The 22,879-nt window shown below is 39.9% G+C and carries 17 protein-coding genes and 1 tRNA gene; 3 read left to right on the top strand and 15 right to left on the bottom strand.

The window, feature by feature from the left end; genetic code table 11:
• Positions 1–61 precede the first annotated feature (61 nt).
• The 6 genes from ACH30E_RS10510 to ACH30E_RS10485 form a co-directional block, all read right to left on the bottom strand.
• Complete coding sequence (locus tag ACH30E_RS10510) at positions 62–778, bottom strand: hypothetical protein (protein WP_490824779.1); 717 nt, start codon at positions 776–778, stop codon at positions 62–64.
• Positions 779–1,020: 242 nt separating this feature from the next.
• Positions 1,021–2,400, bottom strand: a complete 1,380-nt coding sequence (locus ACH30E_RS10505) for a thioredoxin fold domain-containing protein (RefSeq protein ID WP_490824778.1) — start codon at positions 2,398–2,400, stop codon at positions 1,021–1,023.
• 47 nt (positions 2,401–2,447) lie between these two features.
• A complete protein-coding gene (locus tag ACH30E_RS10500; RefSeq protein ID WP_490824777.1) occupies positions 2,448–3,995 on the bottom strand; it encodes a RagB/SusD family nutrient uptake outer membrane protein in 1,548 nt (515 codons plus the stop codon).
• Positions 3,996–4,014: 19 nt separating this feature from the next.
• Entirely contained in the window at positions 4,015–7,497 is a 3,483-nt protein-coding gene (locus ACH30E_RS10495) for a SusC/RagA family TonB-linked outer membrane protein (RefSeq protein WP_490824776.1), read from the bottom strand.
• Between the two features lie 637 nt (positions 7,498–8,134).
• A complete protein-coding gene (locus ACH30E_RS10490) occupies positions 8,135–9,271 on the bottom strand; it encodes a FecR family protein (RefSeq protein WP_490824775.1) in 1,137 nt (378 codons plus the stop codon).
• A 14-nt stretch (positions 9,272–9,285) separates the two neighbouring features.
• Entirely contained in the window at positions 9,286–9,876 is a 591-nt protein-coding gene (locus ACH30E_RS10485) for an RNA polymerase sigma factor (RefSeq protein WP_490824774.1), read from the bottom strand.
• A gap of 202 nt (positions 9,877–10,078) precedes the next feature.
• Here ACH30E_RS10485 and ACH30E_RS10480 point away from each other — a divergent pair, with 202 nt between their 5' ends.
• Positions 10,079–10,555, top strand: a complete 477-nt coding sequence (locus ACH30E_RS10480) for an RNA polymerase sigma factor (protein WP_490847340.1) — start codon at positions 10,079–10,081, stop codon at positions 10,553–10,555.
• A 303-nt stretch (positions 10,556–10,858) separates the two neighbouring features.
• Here the strand turns inward: ACH30E_RS10480 and ACH30E_RS10475 are convergent, their stop codons facing one another.
• The 5 genes from ACH30E_RS10475 to ACH30E_RS10455 form a co-directional block, all read right to left on the bottom strand.
• Entirely contained in the window at positions 10,859–12,058 is a 1,200-nt protein-coding gene (locus tag ACH30E_RS10475) for an ATP-grasp domain-containing protein (protein ID WP_490824772.1), read from the bottom strand.
• 757 nt (positions 12,059–12,815) lie between these two features.
• Positions 12,816–13,655, bottom strand: coding sequence for a type 1 glutamine amidotransferase (locus ACH30E_RS10470; protein WP_490824771.1), 840 nt, complete (start codon positions 13,653–13,655; stop codon positions 12,816–12,818).
• A gap of 127 nt (positions 13,656–13,782) precedes the next feature.
• A complete protein-coding gene (locus tag ACH30E_RS10465; protein ID WP_294994236.1) occupies positions 13,783–14,904 on the bottom strand; it encodes a M42 family metallopeptidase in 1,122 nt (373 codons plus the stop codon).
• Positions 14,905–14,947: 43 nt separating this feature from the next.
• On the bottom strand, positions 14,948–15,883 hold the full coding sequence (locus ACH30E_RS10460) for a UbiA prenyltransferase family protein (RefSeq protein ID WP_490824770.1): 936 nt from the start codon (positions 15,881–15,883) through the stop codon (positions 14,948–14,950).
• A gap of 18 nt (positions 15,884–15,901) precedes the next feature.
• Positions 15,902–16,345, bottom strand: coding sequence for a hypothetical protein (locus tag ACH30E_RS10455; RefSeq protein WP_294994242.1), 444 nt, complete (start codon positions 16,343–16,345; stop codon positions 15,902–15,904).
• 43 nt (positions 16,346–16,388) lie between these two features.
• Between ACH30E_RS10455 and ACH30E_RS10450 the strand changes: the two genes are divergently transcribed.
• Both ACH30E_RS10450 and ACH30E_RS10445 read left to right on the top strand, forming a co-directional pair.
• Positions 16,389–17,372: a long-chain-fatty-acid--protein ligase gene (locus ACH30E_RS10450; RefSeq protein ID WP_490824769.1), complete on the top strand. Its 984-nt coding sequence runs from the start codon at positions 16,389–16,391 to the stop codon at positions 17,370–17,372.
• A 956-nt stretch (positions 17,373–18,328) separates the two neighbouring features.
• Positions 18,329–18,412, top strand: a tRNA-Leu gene (locus ACH30E_RS10445).
• A gap of 92 nt (positions 18,413–18,504) precedes the next feature.
• On the opposite strand, the gene ACH30E_RS10440 is transcribed toward ACH30E_RS10445, so the two are convergent.
• The 4 genes from ACH30E_RS10440 to ACH30E_RS10425 all read right to left on the bottom strand — a co-directional run bounded on the left by ACH30E_RS10440 (position 18,505) and on the right by ACH30E_RS10425 (position 22,844).
• The gene (locus tag ACH30E_RS10440) at positions 18,505–20,094 is read right to left on the bottom strand and encodes a hypothetical protein (protein WP_490824768.1); all 1,590 of its coding nucleotides are present in this window, start codon (positions 20,092–20,094) and stop codon (positions 18,505–18,507) included.
• 401 nt (positions 20,095–20,495) lie between these two features.
• On the bottom strand, positions 20,496–21,176 hold the full coding sequence (gene cmk / locus ACH30E_RS10435; RefSeq protein ID WP_294996883.1) for a (d)CMP kinase: 681 nt from the start codon (positions 21,174–21,176) through the stop codon (positions 20,496–20,498).
• A 394-nt stretch (positions 21,177–21,570) separates the two neighbouring features.
• Positions 21,571–22,152, bottom strand: a complete 582-nt coding sequence (locus ACH30E_RS10430) for a fasciclin domain-containing protein (protein ID WP_490824767.1) — start codon at positions 22,150–22,152, stop codon at positions 21,571–21,573.
• 65 nt (positions 22,153–22,217) lie between these two features.
• Positions 22,218–22,844, bottom strand: coding sequence for an FMN-binding negative transcriptional regulator (locus ACH30E_RS10425; RefSeq protein ID WP_490824766.1), 627 nt, complete (start codon positions 22,842–22,844; stop codon positions 22,218–22,220).
• Between the last annotated feature and the right edge of the window lie 35 nt (positions 22,845–22,879).

Raw genomic sequence — 22,879 nt, 5'->3', positions numbered from 1 at the left:
AGCTCAACAGAGTTAACAAGTAATTCTCCAAAAACTAATTGTACCTGAAATTGAAAATTATTTAGTAATAATTTACCCTGGTAATACCTGGGGCAGAAGCTCCTGATCCTCCAATATTTCCTCTGAAAACCAATGTCACATTTCTAAATCGTGGAACATAAGTTGTTGCTGATGTACCACTCATGCTTACAGAGGCAAGTACAGTTCCCGGGTTAGCAACACTCCTTACCTGGAAAGTATATGTTATATTATTGCTTTTTGCAGGAAATAACTTAAAATCTGTTACCTGTTTATAGGCAATATTAGAAAATTCATTTATGCTCGCGGAGGTTGAGAGTGTTACATTAACGGGATTGCTGTTTGGAGACATATTAACAAACCGAATACCAGCTACACTATCTGAATAATTCTTCCAGTTTTCTTTCACTAAAAGCCCCTCACTGGTAGTAGGTGTCCCACCCAGAAAAAGTGTATAGTACTCGTTCTCACCCATAACTACACTTTTGTGCGAACTGTAATAAGGTTTTAACGAATCATTTGTAGGCCATACATAAATATCAGGCGCGCCTGCAAACAATGTAAAGTTGGAACCTCCCGTTGTTCCTCCATTTGAAATATTAGTCGTCAACCCATTTAATCTCGCAGTTGTTCCTCCAGTCACAACATTTACAACTTTTAGTGATACAAGTCCCACAGTTTCAAAATTGGATTTTTTACAAGCTACTAAGCCGATTACTGTGAACGATATTAATAGCAAATGGTTGATTTTTATACTCATTTTAATCTCTTTTATGTTTTATACTTTCTTTAATCGTCAATAACGTGGAGTTTGTTAAATAAAAGATATTGACAACTTTTGCATAGCGAATTAACTTTTAAATTTCAATGACAAAATATCATGTATTTCATGTTCAACTAACTATAACATTTAAAATCTCTATAGCTATTTTTACAAACTCCTTCATATTTATCGATTAGTGTTTGATCATGATTTGTTGAATAATTAATTTAATAAATCAATTATTTTTTTATTGGCCAAGTCGGTATTCCTGCTAATATTTTATCTATTATTTCTCTGTATAGTTTCATTTTACGCTGATTATCATTCTTAGTCACAAAATCCAAAGCTTTACGTTCCCACTCAATCGCTAATTCATTTCGCCCTACCTTATATAACAGGTTAGCATATGTGTCAATAAAATAGACATTATTGGGGTTTGCATCAACCACTTTTGCCATATATTTAACCGCACGTTCCAACAGTGACTGGTCTTGCTCGCTAAGAAATATTCCCCAGCAATGGAAATTCACCATGCTATATGATGTATTGCTATTCTCGTCACCATTATAAAAGCCATATTTGTCCAGTTTATCTAAATAAAACCTCACAAATTTTGGGTTATTCTTCTGCTGGTACCATGTAAGTTTACCATCAAGGAGTGCTATATCAGCATATTTTTTTGGCCACTTTTTCAGAAGTATTGCATATAACTTATCCCAATCAGCTTCTTCTAACTTAATGGGGCCACCCAGCATGTTGCCCGGTTTAATCCCCAAAAAAGGAAATACAGTCTCTCTGAGAATAATGCTATTGACTACATATATTGAAAGATTACTTATTCCTGATACTTTATCAGCCCTCTTACCATTTGGAAAAAATAGGGCAAATAGTTTTGAGTTAGAATGTACTACTCCGTAGGTGCTCAGAAATTCTATATTCTCTTTTGTATACAAATTCTTTCCCTTTAGAGTTTCTAAATATTTCCGGTAATCTTTTACTAAAGCACTAAATATCTCCTGCTTTCGCAATTCTCGGGAACACCTAATCATATATAACATTTGTGAATAATCCTTTTTCCCGTTTGTATAATCAACCTCCAACTTGTCAAACTTTGCATACTTATCAACAAACACTTGACCAGGCTTCATTGCCAACGCCGCCTCTGATATGAATTTTGCTACAGCCATATAACCTTTTGCAACATGAGTAGTTCTGCCATCAGGAGCAATGAAAATATATGTAGGGTATGAGCTTATACGGTATTGCTTCTGGATCTTTTGAGCGTCAGCATACCAGAATCTCACATTTTCATTATCTTTTTTTGTTTTGTCCATCTGTACTTTCACTGATATAAACTGATCATTAAAGTAATCACCGACGGTATCGTTAGTATATACATACTTATCCATCTGCTTACATGGGCCGCACCAAGTGGCATAGATGTCTAAGAAAATATACTTACTTTCCTGCTTTGCTTTTTCTATTACCTCTTTCCAACTAAGTCCTGTGGTCCATTGAATACCTGTGCCACGTTCTGTTGCAACAGTCTGACTCATCTGCGCCTGTGTAAAAACCGGCAGCAAAAAAAGGAGGTTAACAACATATTTTATTTTGTTCATAGCTTAATTTATTGTCAAGTTCGATTCAATACTCTTTCATCGTGTTGCTAATACCCTGGGTTCTGAAACAGATTTGGTGCCCGCTGTATGTCCGTTGGCGAAATAGGATATAACTTTTGATAAGACTGCCACAAGGTTGCTCCTTTTGATTTGATTGGCGTTACAACTGTCATCACTTCATCAACTTTATTTGTTCTTTTTAAGTCAAACCACCGATGGCCCCATTCAGTAAATAATTCTACTTGCCGCTCATGAGCAATAGCAGATAATAAAGATGATTGATCATTTGCTGTGAGTGTAGCAGAGGATAATCCGGCTCTGTTACGAATCGCAAGTAAATCTTGTCGGGAGCCATCAATATTGCTCAGCATAGCTCGTGCTTCTGCTCTTATCAAATATTGCTCAGCCAATCTTAATACTATTTGGTATTCTGTCATTGCAGATGAAGCAGTATTTCCTGAAATTGCAGAATCAAGAGAACTCTTTTTATACTTGTATGGATAATAAACAGTATCCCGAATAGATCCTGAAACAGTGTAAATAGTACTATCTATCCAGTTGCCCATGACAGCCCGTTTGTCTCCCTGTTCAAATGCATTTAATAACTGGTCACTCAAGTATGCGAAATTTGTACCGTTAGGGCCGTTTGCTGTAATCACGAAAAACCGGGAATCTTCTGTATTATAATAGGTAGTGGTGGGCTGTAATTGCCATATAGCTTCCTTGCTTGTTTTTAAAAAAGCATTATTTAATGAAGGCAACCCGAACAACGTAACATTTTCAATAAGTTGTGTGCTAACACTTTCGGCTTGTTGATATTCCTTTAGATATAAATGTACTCTAGCGAGTAAAGCTAAGGCTGCCCATTTCGTTGGTCTTACTCGATCAGCTGAATTACTCAACAAATTAGAAGCAAGATAGTTTTCAGAAATCAAACTCGTAGCTTCGATTAAGTCACTTTTTATTTGTTTCAGAACTTCATTTACTGACGATCGAAATAATAAGGTATTTATATTATAATCAGTGCTGAGAGCAAGTGGCACATCACCATAAAGGTTTACAAGGTGAAAGTAAAAAAAAGCTCGCATAAATTTTACTTCCCCCAATAATTGCTGCCGAACAGATGGAGTTAACGCTGCTACTGCCTTTTCTTCAATTAAGCCTTCAAGCGCAGTATTACATTGATAAACATAATTGTACAGTGGAGACCAATGTTCAAAGCCGAAATTGAATACCTGCCCCTCTGCAGATAAAGCATTGGTATAGTAGGCATTGTTACGACCTGTATTTAGTGGGTCGAAAAAAACCAACTCATCTGCTGAAAGTCCAGTCAAAACTCCGATGCTGCTTGCCCCTGAAAAACCGCCTATGGTTGAAGAAGTTGACTTACTCATTTCGGCATAAATCCCTGTTACTGCAGCAATTGCGGTCTCATCAATTGTAAACACGTTTTCGTTGGAAATAGAGTCAATGGGTGCAGGAATCTCAACCAGTTTTTTACAGGAAACCAGAAACATAAACAAGAATATTGCCAAGTTTCTTATGTAAATTTTATAGGAGAATATCCACTTCCAATTATATAAATAGTTTGTCATAACTTCCTTTTAATTGTTTTTATTTAAATACAACATTGAGACCTAGTGTCCATACCTGTAAAGGAGGCAAGGATACACTCCCAGTCTCTGGATCAAGTCCACCATATTTAGTAATAGTTGCCAAGTTTTGACCTCTAAAAAACATTGTAGCATTTTGCAGTTGAATGTTCTTAAGCCAACTAGGGGGGAATTGCCAGGATAATGAAACGTTCTTAAGACGGATGAATGAAGCATCATAATTATAGGACGCGTCAGAAGTTCTCATTCTTTGTGAAGTATTTGCTGTGCTGAATCTTGGATTAGTGGCTATGTCACCAGGATATTGCCATCGATTTGATAAAACATTTTTAGTTTGATTACCTGCTCCTCTAGAAAATTGGCCTGGTGTGTAGGGCCCAGTCACTCCATCAAGGAAAAAATTTGGCTGTCGAATAAATTGAAAAATGAAGTCAAGTGAAATCCCTTTATATGAAAAAGTATTAACCCAACCACCATAAAATTGAGTTTGCAACGACAACACTGTTTTACCCTCAGTTACACTGGCACTGGGCGTAAAACTAGGATTGCCCTGACCATCGCTAAATGTGTAATTCCCTGTTGCTGGGTCCATACCAAGATAATGATAGTAATAATTACTCCCCAATGGCTGTCCTAAAATTATACCAGAAGTACCATTAGCATAGGAAGTATTCTCTATGTTAGGAAACTTAATTACTTTATTTCTCGGTATTGTTAGATTAAAGCTTGTTGTCCAACTAAGACTTTTCTGCTTAATAATGGAAGCGGATACAAGGAACTCCCAACTTATATTTTGAACAGTGGCTGGAAAATTTTGAGCAACACCTGATACTCCTGTGGTTGTAGGCAGCCTATAACTCATTAACTGATTTGAACTACTGTTACGAACATAGGTAAGATTCAACATAATTCTGTCTTTCAAAAAACCTAAATCTAACCCTACTTGTAACTTTCTGGTCTCCTCCCATTGAATATATGAATTTTTAATCCCGGTTGACCTAAGTGATGCTACTCCTTGATAAGGAATGCCTACCGAAACATTCGAATAGCTAGCAAGAAAACTATAATCTGGGATCCCATCATTGCCAGTTGTACCATAGCTAGTCCTTAACTTTCCGAAGCTGATTATTTTAGTTAACGGCTTCAAAAAAGGCTCTTCGCTGAATATCCACCCCGAACCTATACTCCAAAAATTGTTGAATAAATTGTTTTCTCCAAACCGACTACTGCCATCACGACGTGTGGTAAAATTCAGTAAGTATTTTTTTTTCCAGTTCAACCCTAATCTTCCAAAGGCAGCATTATATCGGTAGATATATTGCCTATGATCTATTATAGAACTTGTTGCAGATGCCAAATCTTGGGTAAGAAGGTCACTTGGAAACCCTGATGCTTGTATATATGTATTAACGCCGAGATTTTTCTGGACGGTAGCTCCAGTTATTACATCGATTCCTAAATCACCTATGACTTTGTTGAAAGTGATTTGCGGTTCTACTTGCCACGTACTGATTGTTGAATAGCTCAAAGTAGAATTTCTTTGTAAGAATGCACGTACTTCCGGCCGTAAAGATGCTATTGGAGCTTTTGTAAAAGAATTTACATTTATATTGTTATACCCAAAATTACTTTTGATGATTAATCCTGGAAGTAGGCTATAGCTTACCTGTGCGCTGCTAGTCAGCGCTTTGGCTACGTGGTCATAAGTCCTGAAAGCAGTAGCTGTTAATGGATTATCCCAAGTAGAACTTCCTGCCGCGTTGGGTTCCCAGTTCAAAGTACCATCAGTATTGTAAAGTTTGGGGGCTACTGGCACTATTGTCAATGCATCCTCTGTAAGGTCGGATCCTGGAATAGCATTACTACTTACGTTGTAGCTACCCGTAATATTTAATTTGAATTTTTGATTCGCACTAGAAGTATTAATATTGAAATGAATTGAACCACTAGTATTTTCAAAATCACCGGGAAAAACAGTTGTCGATCTATTATATGTACCTCCTATGAGATATTGAGCGGTTTGAGTACCTCCAGAAATTGACACATTAGCATTAGTATATGTCGCTGTCTTACCAATTAGTTCTTCTTGCCAATCAGTATAGCGAGTAGTGTCCCATAAGTTTAAATCATTAAAAGTCGCAGTTGTACCGATTATTAGTCCATCGTTTTTGATTGCTTCATACCGCATATCAAGGTATTCCCTAGTATTTAGAAGATTTAATTTACGTCCAACTCGACTCCAGCCATGTTGAAGTCCAACATTAACCTTTGTATTACCAGATTTCCCACGCTTTGTTGTAATAATAATTGCGCCATTGGCGGCACGGGATCCATAAATAGCCGTTGCATCCGCATCTTTTAATATATCAATAGACTCAATATCTGCTGGATTGATAAAACTAATAGGATTATTACCATTATTTGAAGCTCCACCACCTGCAGGATTTAAAGGGCCTAACATCCTGCCACTACCAGATGGAAGCCCATAAGAAAGCGGTACACCATCCACAACAATAAAAGGATCATTCCCATAACCTATACTATTTTGCCCCTGAATTCGTGCGGTAAATGCTCCATTCGCCAGCCCAGTATTCTGAGTAATCAGCAATCCCGGCACCCGACCTTGTAACGCAAATAATGGATTGGTTACAGGCTGTTTCTCAATATCCTTTGCTGTTATTCTCACCGTATTCCCCACCGTAAATCGCTGCTTCTCCTCATAATACCCCTTCCCCACAATCACCTCCTCCAACTCTGACACCTTCATCTTCGTCACAATACTCAACTCCGTCCTCCCCTGCACTCTCATCTCCACCGTTTCAATATTTGTCCCCGAAACAACTAGTGTTGCATTATCCGGTACATTGGTTAAAGTGAAGCGACCATTCACATCTGCGCTGGTACCTCTCTTGGTTCCTTTGATCAATACAGAAGCGCCGGGAACCGGCTCTCCATTTTCATTAGTCACCCTTCCATTAACTGTAATATCAGGTGGCGTTAATTCCTTTTCTTCACCACCTGCTTCCGATTTTTTTTCTGATGAAACTTTTTTAATTTCCTTCGGACTAATCACAATATATTTTTCCTGCACTTCATACTGTAGCCCTTTACCCGCCACAATCTGATCCAACACTTTCTCCAGCGCCTCATCCTTTACCTGGATGGACACTTTTTCCTGGTCATTTAATATGGTGTTAGAATAAAACACAATCAAATTGGTTTGTTTTTGGATGGTCTTAAATACATCCAGCAGGCGTTGTTCTTTTGCCTTGATCGTAACCTTGTACTTCTGTGATCGCGCCATAGTTTGCGAAACACAGACAAGGGTCAGGATAAGCAGCGCACTGCGTAGAAGAATCGCTAATCTTGTCATAAAGCGTCTAAGTTTTGGGTTATTACTTAGTCGCCGGATGATTGACAAATGGGTGACAGGAATTAACCATTTTTTTACGCAGACTTCATATTGGAGAAATATGGTAGTCATAAGGGTAGGTTTAGGGAGATATAAATAATAAAAAAAGGCGGCTTTTGCAAGCTTTGGCTTCAAGACTTGCAGTTCAGTAAAAAACAGCTACGAGTTGTGCGGAGTGACTGTTAATGATTTAAGCGAAGGATGATGTGCGCGAGTATTAATAGAACACAGATTTTCATGATTTTCAAGATTTATCATGATAAATCTTGAAAATCATGAAAAATCATACATTGCTGTCCGGTAAAAAAAGCGCACTACTCTGAAATGCTTCTACAGCAATCATTTTGTCATAAGTAGGAAACAGTACCCTTACTTTTTTTTAATTGGCCGAAACTAAGGCTAAAGCAATCTTTATTATATTTTAGCAATGAATAAAACCGATCACGCTGCTGTTCGAAATTGAATGTTACTCCTGGTTCCCTACCTGTTCCCATCAGCCTCAGGCGGAATTGGCCTCTGATTTAGCTGTCGTAGTTGTACTAAACCTAAACCAATTATGGTCTGTAAACAGGCTGACTGATTGTATTTAATCTTTTTTAACTTCCCTAAATACCAAGCTTCTATTTATTGCCCTACTAAACAATTTCTTGCACCCAAATTTCCGCGGACAACAATGAAAAAACATACGCAATACTTACTGATCTTTTAACTATTTCTTACTTAGAACGATCTTATTTCCGTCAACCTTATAACTAAGATTGGCAGCAGCGCAAACACGGGTTAAAAACTCTATAAGGTTTTGCTTTTTCTCTAATGCACCACTAAAATCTATTTGTCCGATGGCAGCATCTTCAAATACAAAACTCAAACCAAACCATCTCTCCACCGTATAATTAATCTGTTTCAGTGATTCGCTGTTGAAATAATAATAGCCCTTGATCCAGGCCAGCGTATAATTTTCATCGAAACTTTTCTCAATTAGTTTATCTGCTTCTATCCTTGCGGCTTTACCGGGATTAAGCGTTACATGTTGATTGCTTTGATCAATACTCGCTTCCACCCTACCTGTTACCAGCGATGCCTGCACCGGTTCATTTGCATATGCTTTGATATTAAAACTGGTGCCGAGTACTTTCACTGCCAGTTGACCACTGTGCACAATAAATGGTTTACGGGCATCATGCTTCACTTCAAAATAAGCTTCGCCGGTGAGTTTTACTTCTCTTGTATTGCCAGTAAATGCAAGCGGAAATTCCAGTTTGGTTGCCGCATTGATCCACACTTTCGTGCTATCGCTTAACGTGAGCTGGTAATCGAGCCCCTGTGGCACTTCAATGGTGGCTGTTTTAGCTAATGTAGTCAAGGCATCGTATTGCAGGGCACCACCATCGTTGGTGAGCTTAACATCACCCGCCATAAAACTACCCTGCTGGTTCTTTTCAAAGCTGGCCCTTCCATTGTCGGTTGAAAAAGTAATGCCTTTTTTCAGGGTATTGGCTGTAACGTCTGCGATATTGTTTTGATCGCTGTTATTATAAAAACCAAAATAGAAAATACCCGCACCAGCCATCACCAGCAACAGTATGGGGAGCACCAGTAAATACCTTCTTCTTTTCTGTCTTGCTCTGGATTGTTCATTGATTCCAAAAAGCACATTATTCCATGCTTTCTCTCTATCTAAATCCTGGCGCAACTGCGCATGTACCTGTTGTAGCTCTGTCCACCTGGACCTTACATCTGCATCCGCTGCTATCATTTCGTCGAGGAATGCATCTGTTTCCGGTTCAGCATTACCTGAAAGACGTGCAATGATTAAATGATCAATATACTCCATATCTGCTTGCATACACTATAATAAGCTTAGTCGTTTAATAACCGGATGATGGGTGACAGCAATAGCCATAAATATAATTTTCCGTTCATTTTATCTTTCAGTTCCAGCATTACCCGCCTCAATTGCTCCTTTACGGTATTGATGCTGATGCCCAGTTCATCTGCCACAGCCTGGTATTTTTTCTTCTTAAAATACACCTGCACAAATATCTCCCGGCGCTGTGCTGGCAGTTGTTCGATGATGGCATGTAAGGCTTTTTCCATCTCTTCCCTTTGCTCCAGCGTTGACTCTTCAACAGCCAGTTGCTCCTCACGGTTACGGTAAGCTTCGAGATGATGGCGGCGCGATACATCGGAACGAATAAAACTTACACACTGGTATAATACCATGCGACTGAGATAGGCAGAGAGCGACTGGTCTATGTTTTTGTAGCGCTCTTTGGTCCAGAAGTCTATAAAAACCTGTTGTACAATGTCTTCCGCCGTTTCCATATCACCCCCCAATTTCAGTGCGGCCTGCTTGCACAAATGAACATAGTACCGGTCGAAGAGATTACGGTAAGCCTGCATATCGCCGGCTTTTAAACGGGATAATATTTCTTCAGTGTCGGGGGTCATGGGGTTAAAAAAGAAATGACTGTCACCCAAACGAAAAAGTTAAACGACAGTATCATACTAACGCCTGTTAGACAAACAAATATAACAGACGCTGCATCAACAATATACAAAAAATTTCGCAAAACTGAAAACCTTGCGAAGCGGTAAATCCATGCCTGTAAATGTTTGCAGCAGATTGTTTCACGACCAAGCACTTTACCTCATGACCAACTGGACCGATATCTACGACCGCTGGCACCTGCCCATGCAACGCATAGCAACCTCCTATTTACAGGATGCTTTTTTTGCCCAGGACATAGTACACGATATTTTTCTCCGACTACTTGAGAAGCAACTTTCCCCTCAGTTTATGGAACATGCAGAAGCTTATCTGCGCACGGCAGTGTATCATAGGTGCATTTCTTTGTTGCGTAAAAAAAAGGAAACTATTTCTATTGATGCATTCATTTCAAACACCACCGAAGAAACCGTTTACTTCCGTGAATTAACCATACTACACAACCAGGCCATACAAAGCTTACCCCTCCGCGAAAAAGAAGTATACATTCTCTCTGATATCGCTGGCTATAAAAAAGATGAACTGGCTTTGCTGTTTGGGTCTTCTGCTAAAACGGTGAAGAAACAGTTGCAGGTTTCGAGGAAGAGAGTGAGGGAGAGATTAGGGAGGATGGTGGCGTAGGGGTTAGGGGTTAGGTGTTAGGTGTTAGGTGTTAGCCATTAGCATTTAGCTGTTAGTCTCGCCTGGGGTAAGATGGTCGTTATTGTATGTTTACTGCTTTTAATGGAATAAATGAGGGGGAACTGCGAATTAGATAATTTAAGATGGGCTGGCTTAATAAATATTTGATTGTTGTTAAATCACTACCTGTTATTAATAGAACACAGATTATCATGATTGTCATGATTTTTCATGTTGGATCTTGATGATCTGTGTTTATCATGATCTTGATGGATCATGAAGATCATGAAAATCTGTGTTCCATTATTCTTCAAAATAAACAAGACTTCCACCCACCCACTCTTTATCCTTATTATATCGCACGCCAATCATTTTACCTTTGCTTAGTCTTGCAAGGTTATTAGTGGCAATGGGTCTGGCATCACCTTCTTTCCAGAAATAAAAAATACGTATCTCCGCTTTAGCAGGATCATCGGGGGTTTGAATGATATCGGCATATTTTACTTTACGCTGCAGTATCCAGTTCTCCGGGTCTTTTACTTTTTCAATATCCTCTTTTGTAACATCGATGATTACTCCTTGTCCGGCGAAAGAAAACAATGGTTTTAAAACATATTGATCCAGGTCGGCAGGTATTTCTTGTAATTCGCTCAGAAACCATGTTTTAGGCACATAAGGATGATCTATAAAAGGCAATGTGTATTTACTGATACGGTAAAACCAGTTCGGATGTGGCACCCATTCTACATCCAGTTCTTCCAACAATAATTTTCCTTTATCCTGTATTGCTGCTGATTGTTGTTGGAGATCATCGAAGATGATGCGGTTGTAGATGCGTTTAACCTGTATTTTTTTTCCTGATGCATCCTGGTAGAATAACTGTTTGCCTTCTTGTATTAATTCGGTCAAGCAAACAACCGGAATACCGGTGTACATACTGGTACAATAAAAATCGATTTTGGTTTTTTGCTGATGAGGTAGGATTTCCAGCAGAATGACGTTTTCAGCTTCATGCGTTCCTAAAAGAATTTCTCTTAAAAGTTTTGTATAACTGTCTTTTGTAAAGCCGCTGAGGTAGGTACTGTATCCATCCGGAACAGGAAAGTGTCGGCGGGTAACTTCATCCTGCCAAACCTGGTATCCAAACAATGTTGGGAAACCCTGCATTTCAATAAGCTGTGGTTCATATTCCCCTTTTTCATTTTCACAGATGCCAAAATCGAAAGCAATAAAATGGGTATGTGCATTTTCATTGGGTACGCGTACATTCTCCGGTATGGCATGAGAAGTGAGTGTGTTGAAGTTGAATTGCGTAATTACATCCACAATACTTTCACAGGCAGCCAGTATTTTTTCTTTAAATGCCTTATCGATGAATACAGGTGTTTCTGCCACCCTGAATTCAATTGCTCCCGGAAAAAGACTGTTCAGGTCATTTAAATAATCCTGGTATTTTTCAACACTGAATTGTTCATTAAACGCTTTTCTAATCGCTGGTACCATATATACATCATGTTAGGTCTTTGAAAATATAAAAACCTTTTGATACGGAGAAGGTAATTATGAGGGGGGGAGGTGCTGGGTGCTAGGTGTTAGGCTTTATGGTCTGGTAAAGAAGATTTTTAAGTGTTTAAATTTTAGTAGGTCCTTCGTCGCAATTTCCGGCTTATGGCCGGAATGCTCCTCAGGATGACGATCAAAGAGGATAATAAAGCTGTTGTGATTGGCAAAGCCAATCACAACAGCAAGTTCTCCCAACTTGCATTTGTCATCCTGAGGAGCATTCCGATCGTAGATCGGAAATTGCGACGAAGGAACTATATGTTACACCCGGAAGTATTCTACTGAAAATAGGATGGTATCCATTAGAGTTTAGGTGCTAACTGCTATTAGGTGTTAGGTTTTACGGTCTGGTAAAGAAGATTTTTAAATGTTTAAATTTTAGTAGGTCCTTCGTCGCAATTTCCGGCTTAAGGCCGGAATGCTCCTCAGGATGACGATCAAAGAGGATAATAAAGCTGTTATGATTGGCTTTGCCAATCACATCAGCAAGTTCTCCCAACTTGCATTTGTCATCCTGAGGAGCATTCCGATCGTAGATCGGAAATTGCGACGAAAGAACTATAAGTTACACCCGGATGTATTCTACTAAAAATAGGATGGTATCCATTAGAGTATAGAAACTAACGGCTAATCCCTAACACCTAAAACCTAACACCTAATACCTAACACCTAATACCCAGTACCCAGCACCCAGCACCTAGCCCCCCACAGCCAGCATCAAAAAATTAGGCAACACCGTCTGATAAGTATACAGGATTTTCCCTGGGTCCTGGAGTTGGTCGACCATGCTTTGCCATTTGGCTTCTCCATGGTTTTCTATGACGGTTTGTTTTTTGTCGTCGCGCGTGAGGTACATGTGCATGCCCGTTGCATCGGCTTCGGGGTGAAATTGTGTTCCGATGAAGTGATCGTTGAAGCGTATGGCCATTACTGCCCTTTCATAGGGCACATGTGGTCTGTTTTTTTCGATGGCAAGTATACTTGCCCCCATTTGATGCAGTTTATGAATATCGGGTTCTATTACCTGGTAATCGCGACTATCAACGGTATAAAAAGGATCTTTTAATCCATCAAATACTGGTTCGGTATTTCCCGCATCCAGCATATGAACGGGAAAAACCCCAAATGCGGTTGATTTTCGTTTGCAAACATTACCAATTTTGTAATGCCTGCATACTAATTGAAAACTGTGACAAATAAAGAATACATGCTTTTTATCTGCGTCTTGAGCGCTATGATTCCAGGATTCAATATTATTCAACCATGTAAAGTAAGCCGCTTCCCATTCACTGCCTTCTGTTTCCAACGGTGAACCAGGACCGCCACTTGAAATATACACATCAAATGAAAGATCTGGCACAGCCAGTTCTTGCCTCACATCAAATGTTTCATAATACAATTCAATCCCCCTCTCCTCGCACCATTGGTGCACAATTTCACTGATACAACGCATACCCTGGTTAGCATGACCCTCATAGAGATCAAGTACAGCGATGCGGATATTTTTAGGGTTAAGATGCATTTGGGGGGCAAACATAAGAATCTTTGGATAATGTCAGATGGCAGATGGCAGATGGCAGATTTGTTTTATTCTGGGCGTGTTAAAATTCTCTAACATTCCAAATTTCAAATCTGCCTTCTGACATCTGACATCTGCTATCCCCTCAGAGGTAGCTGAGATTCGTTTTCGGTGTCAAAGCCAGTAAACTCTGGTACATCAATTTTATCGTTTCTTCTATATCAGATTTATGCAGCATTTCTACGGTGGTGTGCATATATCTCAATGGTATAGAGATGAGTACCGATGGACATCCATCATTTGCATAGGCAAAGCTGTCGGTGTCGGTGCCGGTGCTTCTGCTGAGGGTTCTGAACTGAACCGGTATTTTGTTTTTCTCTGCAACATCTTCTACCAGCTTCAGGAGTTTATTGTGAATGGCGGGGGCATAAGCTAACGATGGACCTTTACCACATTGAATATCTCCTTCAATGATTTTGCTGATCATGGGTGTGCTTGTATCGTGGGTAACATCGGTGATGAAAGCTACATCGGGTTTAATACGGCGGGCAATCATTTCAGCACCTCTTAAACCAATTTCTTCCTGCACGGCATTCACAACATATAATGCAAAAGGCAACTGCTTTTTATTTTCTTTAATCAGTCTGGCTACTTCCGCAATCATAAATCCACCAATGCGGTTATCGAATGCACGACCGATATAGAAATCATTGGCCAGTTCATCAAAGCCTTCCTGGTAAGTAACGACGGCGCCGATATGGATACCTAAAGCTTCCACTTCTTTTCTGCTTCTTGCGCCGCAATCCAGACAAAGATTATCCACTTTAGGTTGAGGCTCTTTTGCTTCAGGATTACTTAAACGGGTATGAATAGCGGGCCATCCGAATACTGCTTTTACTGGTCCTTTTTTACCATGAATCCAAACACGCATGGCTGGTGCAATCTGGTGATCTACGCCACCATTTCTTTTCAGGTAGATAAGTCCTTGTTCGTTGATATAATTTACAAACCAGCTAATTTCATCTGCATGTGCCTCTATCACTACTTTGAAGGGGGCAGTTGGGTTAATTACGCCAACAGCAGTACCATAAGGATCAGAGAAAAAACTGTCGGTATATGGTTTAATATATTCCATCCACACTTTCTGTCCACCGCTTTCAAAACCAACGGGAGAAGGTGTATTGATATAATTTTTTAAGAAACTGAGCGATTTTTCGGTAAGGATTGATTTCGATTTCGCCTTGGTTGTGCTCTTTGACTTAGCCATACTATCTTTTTTTAGAATGAGTAGAAAGGGTTTATCCCTCTGTTTATGCAGCAATAAAACTACCTGCAATGCCACAGAGGGCCTTTAACAGCATCATGCCGTCGATGATTGCAAGATAATAGAGAATGCTTTTACGACGGTGCATATAATAGGTGACAATTATCAACATTAAAAAGGGAATGGTGTTAACTGCTATCCGCAGCGGGGGAAATCCGTTTGAAATGCCATAGGTTAATAAGGTTGCCAGTCCAACAATAGTGAGCGGCATAATGATATAAAAAAGCGTTTTCCGAAGTCCATACCGCACTACAAATGTCTTAAGCTGAAGGTTATGGTCTGTTGCATAGTCTTTGATATCGAACAGTATACATAACATCGTTATATACATGCCATTTTTTACAAATAGGAGGAAGGAAAAGAAGGCAGGCTCATAAGATTGGTTCTTTTCCAGTGCCGCAAAAAAAGAAGGGTAAATGGTAACAACGCCTGCCCAAATAAATCCAATCACAAAGGGTTTTATCCATCCTTTGGAACGTAGACTCGATTTTTTGATAAAGGGGAGATGATCGCCGTAGTACCAGATAGCAAGTATGGGGAAGCTTGCGAGCAGTAGCCACTCCCATGGATTGATCTTAAGCAGTTGTGATTGCCATTGGAAGAGTTGGTAGATACCAATCGTAAGGCAGGTTATGGTAAGTATGATTTGTGAATACCGTATCTTTTTTTTGTTGGCATTATACCATTCACTTCGAAGATTACTTACACTGGGGTTTTCTCTGAGGTAGGCATAAGTATAATACAGTACTGTGGAGGAGAAAAGAAGAATATAGAATAATAGATTGTTTAGTGGGAACCCTTGTTGCAGGTTTGCTTCAATGGCAAGTGCCACCACGCAGCAGCCATAGAAATAGTTGCCAAAAAAGAAATGCTGAAAAAATCGCTCCGTTATTTTCAATAACCACACATTTTGGACAGTCATGCCCCGTTAGCATACCGTCTATTTCACGATGATGATATCAGGAGAAACAACAGTGTCGCTCACATTTTTGGCTTTATCTCTTGTCCAGAAACGGAAATAACAGGTGTCGGTTTTAGAGCAGGACGGTAAAACGGTATAATTGCTTCCTGGTACAAAACCGGTACTGTAGCCAATTTCAAAAACTCCTTTCAGGTTGCTGGTAGCGGTGAAATTGGGTATTTTGGCGCGGTCGCCGAAGCTGGCACAACCATTCACCCGGGTAATTTTCTGAACCCAGATACTGTCTTGCAGATCGCCTTCTTTGTCGGTAAATTCAATGGAAAAAATGATAGCCGAGTTACTACCAAATGTTTTCCCGTTTACGCTTTTAAACGTCAACTGTGGACGGGTAGTATAAGTATCTTTTTTGCAAGCGGTAATACCGAGTATAATTGCGCTGAATATCAATAATTTTGCCTTCATTCGTTCTACTTTCTTATCAAATTTAGTTAAAACATTACAATACATGGGTGGGTTGCCTTTTGATGTTAACAATATTTTCTCTGTTTCGGCAGATAGTTTCGATGCAACCTGTATGGAATTGTACCAATACCAGTACCGGCAGAACCCTGTTTATCGCAAATGGTGTGATATGATCGGGAAATCACCGGCTACTATTCAGACACCCATGAACATTCCGGCGTTGCCTGTATCTTTTTTTAAGCAGGAAACCATTCTTACCGGTGTGCCGGCTTCACATTATTTTGAAAGCAGCGGCACCACACAAACAATCAACAGCAGGCACTGGGTGCCCGATTTAGAAATATACCGGAAAAGTTTTCTCCAGGCTTTTGAGCTGTTTTATGGTTCGGTGAAAGACTGGTGCATACTGGCTTTATTACCTGCCTATCTTGAGCGACAGCATTCTTCGCTGGTAATGATGGCAGATGAACTGATCGCATTAAGTGAACATGAACATAGCGGGTTTTACCTGTATAATCATGCTGAGTTGAATGAAACACTAAAGATGCTGGAGCTGAGGGGACAAAAAACTTTATTATTAGGTGTAACATTCGCCCTGCTTGATTTTGCGGAGCATTATCCGCAGCAACTGAAGCATACGGTTGTGATGGAAACCGGTGGTATGAAAGGAAGGCGACAGGAAATGACCAGGGTGGAAGTGCATGAGATACTTCAAAAACAACTGGGCATAAACCAGATTCATTCCGAATATGGCATGACAGAATTATTAAGCCAGGCCTATTCCAAAGGGAATGGATTGTTTGCCTGTCCACCCTGGATGAAAGTATTTGTGCGTGATGAAGAAGACCCACTTAGTTCAGCTACTACTGGCAGAGGTGTGATACAGGTGATAGACCTGGCCAATATCTACAGTTGTGCCTTTATTGCCACCGAAGATCTGGGTATGGTATATCCAGACGGCTCCTTTGAAGTATGGGGAAGATTGGATAATAGTGATATAAGGGGGTGTAGTTTGATGGTGGTTTGAGTTGAGCTGCTAGCTGCTGGCTTCTAGCTTCTAGCCTTGATTGACAGTTATTTTAGGCTTTCAACTTTAAATAGAATAAATGTGCAGGCACGTGTATGATGGGACACAGATTTTCATGATTTTCAGGATTTATCATGATAGATCTTGAAAATCATGAAAATCCGTGTTCGATAAGAGACAATGCATTTACAGCAATCTAATATTTCTTCAACAAGCTGATTTTAAATTATCTCCTCCTCTTTTATCCCATTAATAGAATAAATAGGTGGGAACCGAATTAATTTTGTAAAACACCTGCTAAAGAAATATTCCGTTGCACTTCTTACCCCGGAGGGGTTACACATTCCCGCATAGAGGACGATAATGATTTTATTGTAGTTAACAGATACGGCTATATAATAGGGTTTTGCTAACGTCATCCTCAATATATCTATACGACACTAACATTACTCCAACACTTCAAAACACTAATTCGTGTTGTGGTGTGTTGTTGATGTGTTGATGATGTGTTGATGGTACGAGTAAATCATTGATAATGAGCGAATTAGAATTTCGTGTTTTGTACTGAAAAATTGAGCTGATTGGCCGCAAGCTGCGGGCCTTGATTTGTGCTTGTTATACGCTTTTAAGGGGAAAAATAGGGGCCTGCGAATGTGATAATTTAAAATGAGCTGCTCAATAAAATATTTGATTGCTGCTAACGCAATGCCTGATATTAATAGGACACAGATTTTCATAATCTATCATGATAAATCATGAAAATCTGTGTCCTATCCTACGCGCGACATCCAACTCGTGGCTAAAAGCTAATGACTAACAGCTGTATTCTCCCCTGGCAGCCATATCTCTCACCTCTATATTTCCCAACTAAAATTTACTTTGGCAGATAGCGGCGTCGCTATTATATTTGCAGCCCTGAATCAGATAGTTCGCCTTTGGCGGACATCCTTTCCACTGCCCAGGTGGCGAAATTGGTAGACGCACTGTGTTCAGGTCGCAGCGCCTTCACGGGTGTGCTGGTTCGAATCCAGTCCTGGGCACTTTTTTTAGCTTTTTGGTGTTAGGTATTAGGTGCTAGGTATTAGGTCAAAACACAAAAAGCTAATTGCTAAAAGCTAAAGGCTAATAGCCCCTAACGCCTCTTACTCCCCAGGTATTTATCATGAATAATCGTACTCATCGATTTTCCATAGACTTTACTTTCTACCCATGAAATCACATCGAGGTAAGCGAAGGCCCTGGTTTCGAAGCGACTCTTTTCGTAGTGTTTTATCTTTTTCAGAAAATCTTTCAGGGCTGTTTTTACTTCTTTAGCCGGCATCTGGAAGGAGTTACGAAGGAATCGGAACATTTCTTCTTCTACCACCGTCAGGTTCTCCATTTTGGCCATAAAGCGATAGACAGATTTTATCAGAGAAGTTTCAATCAGTTCAGCATTTCCTAATTCATAGTGTGCAATAAGGTGCAGCAGACGGGCATAACATTGTAAATCGTTGCGGAGGTCTACATGATCGTTGATGATACGTCGCAAATAATCGATACAGGTATCATAATCGCCACTACCAAAATACAGTGTGGCAATTTTATAGTTAAACACCAATATCCGATGCTGATCTATAAACAGCATATTCTCCGCAATCTGCGCTTCAATCTGAGGAACCAGTTTTAGTCCTTCAGCGAAACTTCCCTGCATTAGGTGCTGATTAAGTTTTGCACTAGTGATATAGATAAAACTATGTACCCGGAAAATATCGTGCTGGTTGGGTAAATCGGTATCGGCGAATGACTCAAATTTTGCCAGTGTTTCTCTGAACTTTTTATAATTGCGAAGATCAAAATGTGCATTCAGCAAATTGTGTAGTCCTTTGATGTAATGCCCTGTCTCAACTTCAATCATAGCCGGTTCTTTCTCAAAGAGATTTAGCCATTGTTCGCTGTAGCGATAATACATCAGGAAATCCTGGCGAATAAATGCATACCAGCAATAGCTTTGGTAGAGGTACAGTTTTTCATAGAAGCCATCCATCTGCCATACATCTGGTGGCAACTGTGATTTAAAAAACTCTTTGATACCTTTTTCTTCTGCTTCATTTCTTGCATGTCCATTTTTCACGTACCAACTATACAATTGCAAAGCCAGGTTTGATAACTGGGTAATTACCCGTCGTTTTTCATTTACCTGGTTCGCTTCAAGGGTCAGTTGTTCTGCCCTATCCTGCATACTGCGGGTAATATGCAAGGTTTCTATTTTCTTTTCGAGGGAAATGATCTGTATCAAAAAACTATCCTGGTGATACTGATGGGCCATATCTTTTGCCCGATCGAGTATTTTAAGGCTCTGGTGGTATAAACCCTTATTGTACAGAATACGGGCATAATCGAGCTGTTCATGCAACTGCATATCAATACTCTCGGCACTTTTCAGCAAGCGGAGGCTCGAAAGCAGTTGTTTGTATAAATGGGTCTTCAGATTCGCCAACTGTGGCTTTTCAATTCCTGCCAGTTTTTTGAGGAGTATTTTTTCATCAAACTCAACCATTTTCTCCAGCGCATCAAAAAGCTGGATGATTTTAAGGTCGTCTTTGGCCGAATTTCGTTTGATATATAGTTTGAAATGTCGTTTTTCCGATTTCTGGAGCGACTTTATAAGCTGAAACAAAGGATCCTGCGAACGGTTGGGCATCATATCAATTTTAACCGGAAACCCAATAAAATCGGGCATTCCAGACAAGAAAAACCATTTTTAACGTAAAAAAACAAGGTTAAACTTGTCTTTTTTACATTTATTCTTCATGTTACTTTTACATCAGATAAGCAATCGTATTTCATACGGCAAGGCAATCGAAGAGAAAAGACAAACAATCGCAATCAACGCATAAAGCGTTCAAAATACCGGGAATAAAATCCCCAAAGAGTTTTCGTATGGCAAGCAATCGTAGAGGTCGTTCCGTTTCCACGGAGGGACCCTTTTTTTTGCAATATAGGGAATTTTGGGGAAATGGAGCGAGGAGCGAAGTCTGAAGTCCGAAGTCCGAAGTCCGAGGACCGTGGACCATAGACCATAGACCTTATACTATAGACAATATTCCACAGACGATAGACCATGGACTTATGGACCATGGACTATGGTCCTATTTTTTCCCTGGCCCATTTCAGGGCGATTTCAAGTTGTTCCTCGCGGGTAAGCTCACTATTATCTAATACCACGGCATCTTCGGCTTGTCTGAGTGGACTAAACTCCCGGTTGCTATCCACATAATCCCTCATTTCCAGGTTTCGCTTCACTTCCTCAATGGTTATGGCCGGATTTTTCTCGTAGAGCTCCTTGAACCTCCTTTCTACCCTAACAGCGGGGTCGGCGGTAACGAATATTTTCAGTTCAGCATTGGGAAATACGGTGGTTCCGATATCACGTCCATCCATCACGATCCCCTTTTTGGTACCCATCAATTGCTGCTGCGCAACACCGAATTCCCGTACTTCTTTCAAAGCGGCCACTTCACTTACCCTTTCACTCACTACCATCTCACGAATAAGCAACTCTACATCTTCATCATTCAAATACATATCACTCTGTCCGGTACGCGGATTGTATTCAAATGAGAGGTTTATTTCAGACAATGCCTGCTTCACCTGTTCAGTATTATTGCAGTCAATATGCTGCCTGATAAAATACAAAGTGATGGCTCTATACATTGCACCACTGTCGATAAACACATAATTCAGTTCTTTAGCAAGCTGCCTTGCCAATGTGCTTTTACCGCAGGAAGAAAAGCCATCTAATGTGATAATAATTTTTTTCATACCCTAGCGGCAAAGTTGCAATAAATTGGCGGAGTTTCAAATAGAAAAGCAGTTGCAAGTCACAGGCTGCAAGCTGCAAGCTACAAGCCTTGATGGGTGCTTATTTTAAGCTTTCTGCTATATTGGAATTAAAAAAAGGGGGGAAACCTAAAGTTAGTTGCTTATAGGAATATTTGGTTGCGGTAAATGCACTACCTGCTATTAATAGAACACAGATCTTCATGATTTTCAAGATCTATCATGATAAATCCTGAAAATCATGAAGATCTGTGTTCCATCATACGCGTGCCTACACATTTATTCCATTTATAGCAGAAAGTCTATAATAAGCACCATCTCGCCCAAGACAAGACTAGCAGCTAGAAGCTAAATTTAAGTCCGGATAGAATCCATATTATTGCGCCATCAATACCTTATCAATCACATGAATTATCCCATTCGACTGCTCAATATCTGCAGATTGAATGGTTGCTTTTAAATTTTTACCATCTGATATAACCAACTTTTTACCTTTTTTGGTAACGGTAAGCGGTATTCCTGCAAGTGTTGTAAGCGTGGCTGTTCCGTCGGCATCTTTTACCATCGCTGAAAGACTTGCAGCATCCAAACGGCCCGCAACGATGTGGAAATTCAGTAAGTCTGTAAGCTTCTTTTTATTCTCCGTTTCTGTGAGCGAGCTAATACTAGCTGAGGGAATTTTTGCAAAAGCATCTGAAGATGGCATAAAAACGGTGTAAGGCCCTGGTCCGGATAACTTTTCCGTTAGTCCACCAGACTGTAACAACATTAAAAAATTGGTATTGCTTCCTGATGCCGCAATATTTTCAACGATATTTTTCGAGGGCGACATACCCGCGGATCCTCCGTCTTTTGGATTAGCGGTTCTCACTTCCCTCCCACCAACAAGTCCAACTAATTGGGCATCTGCATTTATGAAATAACAGGCGACGATTAATAGCAGGAATAGCTTTCTCATGATACTGGCTTTTTACTAAAATAGTTTTTTCCCAGTATAAGAGCCTGTTTAAAACCTAAAATACCTTAAAATAGGGATGGCTGTATTTTCTTCATTTCTTCCGCAACTTTTTGTGCGTCGCAGTCACCGGTTTGCAGCTTTTGAATGATTTGTCCGAAACTTTTTTCATCCCTGTTCTGACTCAGCTTAAAAATGGCATCGGCTTTTTCAACTTTAATCTCAAAAGCAACAATAGCTTTCATGAGTCTTTGGAGATATTCTGCTGGTAATTCCTTGTAAAGTGATGGCGAATTGGGATTGTTTTCAAAATGAGCAGTGAGTTCATCCAGTATTGCCGGCAAGGCTTCATCCGGCAGATAATGCATAACACCTCTGGCATGAACGGTCATATAGTTCCAGGTAGAAGCCTGCTGCTTATTTTCATACCAACTGGCACTTACATAAGTATGAGGTCCATTAAACAAAACCAATGCCTGACTATTTTCCAGAAAAGCTTTGTGATGGTCTGTTTGTTTCATTATATGACCAGTCAGAAATAGTTGCCCATCTCTTTCCTTTACCAATATGGGTATTTGCGTAGCAACAGGTTGTTGCTCTGAAGAAACACCCATTAATGTTGCAAATGGATATTCCCGCATAAATGCTACAATACGTGCATGGTCTTTTTCCTGGTAAGTAGGAAGATGGTACATCTGCTTGAATTTTTAAGATGCCAAAGCTATTAAAG

The organism is Sediminibacterium sp. FW305-C-61 (assembly GCF_058231065.1).
This window is presented reverse-complemented; position numbering and strand designations above follow the sequence as displayed.

Coding starts and splice junctions, on each gene's coding strand:
- ACH30E_RS10500 (WP_490824777.1), bottom strand. CDS start 3,995: ATGACAAACTATTTATATAATTGGAAGTGGATATTCTCCTATAAAATT.
- ACH30E_RS10465 (WP_294994236.1), bottom strand. CDS start 14,904: ATGGCTAAGTCAAAGAGCACAACCAAGGCGAAATCGAAATCAATCCTT.
- ACH30E_RS10510 (WP_490824779.1), bottom strand. CDS start 778: ATGAGTATAAAAATCAACCATTTGCTATTAATATCGTTCACAGTAATC.
- ACH30E_RS10505 (WP_490824778.1), bottom strand. CDS start 2,400: ATGAACAAAATAAAATATGTTGTTAACCTCCTTTTTTTGCTGCCGGTT.
- ACH30E_RS10455 (WP_294994242.1), bottom strand. CDS start 16,345: ATGAAGGCAAAATTATTGATATTCAGCGCAATTATACTCGGTATTACC.
- ACH30E_RS10485 (WP_490824774.1), bottom strand. CDS start 9,876: ATGACCCCCGACACTGAAGAAATATTATCCCGTTTAAAAGCCGGCGAT.
- ACH30E_RS10450 (WP_490824769.1), top strand. CDS start 16,389: ATGGGTGGGTTGCCTTTTGATGTTAACAATATTTTCTCTGTTTCGGCA.
- ACH30E_RS10430 (WP_490824767.1), bottom strand. CDS start 22,152: ATGAGAAAGCTATTCCTGCTATTAATCGTCGCCTGTTATTTCATAAAT.
- ACH30E_RS10440 (WP_490824768.1), bottom strand. CDS start 20,094: ATGCCCGATTTTATTGGGTTTCCGGTTAAAATTGATATGATGCCCAAC.
- ACH30E_RS10460 (WP_490824770.1), bottom strand. CDS start 15,883: ATGACTGTCCAAAATGTGTGGTTATTGAAAATAACGGAGCGATTTTTT.
- ACH30E_RS10470 (WP_490824771.1), bottom strand. CDS start 13,655: ATGTTTGCCCCCCAAATGCATCTTAACCCTAAAAATATCCGCATCGCT.
- ACH30E_RS10480 (WP_490847340.1), top strand. CDS start 10,079: ATGACCAACTGGACCGATATCTACGACCGCTGGCACCTGCCCATGCAA.
- ACH30E_RS10475 (WP_490824772.1), bottom strand. CDS start 12,058: ATGGTACCAGCGATTAGAAAAGCGTTTAATGAACAATTCAGTGTTGAA.
- ACH30E_RS10490 (WP_490824775.1), bottom strand. CDS start 9,271: ATGCAAGCAGATATGGAGTATATTGATCATTTAATCATTGCACGTCTT.
- ACH30E_RS10495 (WP_490824776.1), bottom strand. CDS start 7,497: ATGACTACCATATTTCTCCAATATGAAGTCTGCGTAAAAAAATGGTTA.
- cmk (WP_294996883.1), bottom strand. CDS start 21,176: ATGAAAAAAATTATTATCACATTAGATGGCTTTTCTTCCTGCGGTAAA.
- ACH30E_RS10425 (WP_490824766.1), bottom strand. CDS start 22,844: ATGTACCATCTTCCTACTTACCAGGAAAAAGACCATGCACGTATTGTA.